At 42.5% G+C, this 1,053-nt stretch carries 3 protein-coding genes; 2 read left to right on the top strand and 1 reads right to left on the bottom strand.

Annotated elements, in window-relative coordinates; genetic code table 11:
* The first annotated feature begins 401 nt into the window (after window positions 1–401).
* Both PSI15_RS18110 and PSI15_RS18105 read left to right on the top strand, forming a co-directional pair.
* Complete coding sequence (locus tag PSI15_RS18110; RefSeq protein ID WP_273584735.1) at window positions 402–560, top strand: hypothetical protein; 159 nt, start codon at window positions 402–404, stop codon at window positions 558–560.
* Window positions 557–781 carry a hypothetical protein gene (locus tag PSI15_RS18105; protein WP_273584734.1) on the top strand — a complete coding sequence of 75 codons (225 nt, stop codon included), beginning with the start codon at window positions 557–559 and terminating at the stop codon, window positions 779–781. The genes PSI15_RS18110 and PSI15_RS18105 overlap by 4 nt, the downstream gene beginning before the upstream one ends.
* A 113-nt stretch (window positions 782–894) precedes the next feature.
* Here the strand turns inward: PSI15_RS18105 and PSI15_RS18100 are convergent.
* Window positions 895–1,053: transposase (locus PSI15_RS18100; protein ID WP_273584736.1), on the bottom strand; the 159-nt coding region annotated here is incomplete at its 5' end.

The raw sequence follows: 1,053 nt of genomic DNA, 5'->3' as shown, positions 1-1,053 counted from the left end.
ATTCCCCTGGCTGCCCTTACCCCCAAGACCGGGTGCCTGTTTTGCGAATCCCGCTATTTGCTCTCCCTGTTTCAACAGGGATTGCCCCTTCTGCAACTTCGCCATGTGTTTTTTTATTGACATTGTGTGGTTTCCTTATTTTCATTTGTTGCCTTCAATGTTGTTTTCCCACTGGATTTCTGTACGCAGTCCGGCCTCCGGGCTGGCATTCACCGCGTTCAGGCCAGATGCACAGGCAGAAAAGGGACAGACAAAGCACGCTCTGCCTGCTCGTCCTTTTTCTTATTATGATGGGTTGCTTAATATTCTATCGGCATGTTCTTCGTTAAATTCATTATAAATTATGTCAGTAGGTGAATTCGGGATGTTATTTTATTGGTTTAAAGATAAATTTAATCAATGTGATATTACCTTTGCCGTTGTTTGGGAAAAATCTGATCGATAAAGAAACCGTAAAGGTCTGCTTTCTTGATTTTCTGAAAATCAATGGCTTGCTGACTGTTGCCACGGTTTTATCCACGCTGAACTTTCTCACCGTCTGGTGGGAAACTGTCCGTTGATTGGTGTGGATCGGGGTACGGATGGAGAATATGGTGGACATGATGAACCAGAACGTGGGGCAGGTCAGATGGTCAGTCAGCAGGTTCGGGCAGATGATGACGCAAAAAATCCTGCCCAACGGTTAATTATTCAATGGGGTGACGGTATTAAGAACACTCTGAATATTGCCTTATTTATCCCCTTTTATCATCCTATTCAGGGTATTTTGGTGTTGGCTTAACCGAAAACTTAGATGAATATGCTTAATGTGACCTCGGCTATGGTGTGGTGATATGAACTTATTGCCATTTTGTTGCATGTTTCTAGGGCGTGTTGATGTTTTGTGTCCATAAATCAATCAACCCACATTGGTAACCAGATAATAATAAATGCCAGTGCTAACATGCTGGCATAGTTTCGTTCTAATTTATCGTATCTCGTTGCTATAGCACGAAAATGTTTGATTTTGGCAAACGCGTTCTCCACTAAATGGCGGTAACAATATAACCCTTT

The sequence above is a fragment of the Xenorhabdus sp. PR6a genome (genome assembly GCF_028599065.1).
GTDB classification, from domain to species: Bacteria; Pseudomonadota; Gammaproteobacteria; order Enterobacterales; family Enterobacteriaceae; genus Xenorhabdus; species Xenorhabdus doucetiae.
Note: the sequence above shows the minus strand (reverse complement) of the source record. Positions and strands in the feature narration are given on the sequence as shown.